This window comes from Blautia luti (assembly GCF_013304735.1).
Classification (GTDB): Bacteria; Bacillota; Clostridia; order Lachnospirales; family Lachnospiraceae; genus Blautia_A.
On the sequence record NZ_JAAITI010000114.1, the window covers coordinates 1 to 364 of the forward strand.

Genomic DNA, 364 nt, shown 5'->3' on the forward strand with positions numbered 1-364 from the left:
ACTGAATCTTAAATGCAGTCCATGACCCCGGCATGCACGCACACCGGTTTAGGCTCCTCCGCGTTCGCTCGCCGCTACTTACGGAATCGATGTTTCTTTCTTTTCCTCCGGGTACTTAGATGTTTCAGTTCCCCGGGTTCCCTTCCATACGTTATGGATTGGCGTATGGATGCATGAGGTCTTCTCATGCGGGTTTCCCCATTCAGACATCTCCGGATCACGGGATATTTGCTCCTCCCCGAAGCTTTTCGCAGCTTATCACGTCTTTCATCGGCTCTTAGTGCCAAGGCATCCGCCCTGTGCCCTTATTGCTTGACCTTTCGCTTCATCACCCTAGCGTAGGTGATGCGGTCTCTTGATTCTC

At 52.2% G+C, this 364-nt stretch carries 1 rRNA gene; it reads right to left on the reverse strand.

Annotation, left to right across the window (positions count from 1 at the left end):
• Positions 1–318, reverse strand: a 23S ribosomal RNA gene (locus tag G5B06_RS18695); the annotation flags it as partial.
• Between the last annotated feature and the right edge of the window lie 46 nt (positions 319–364).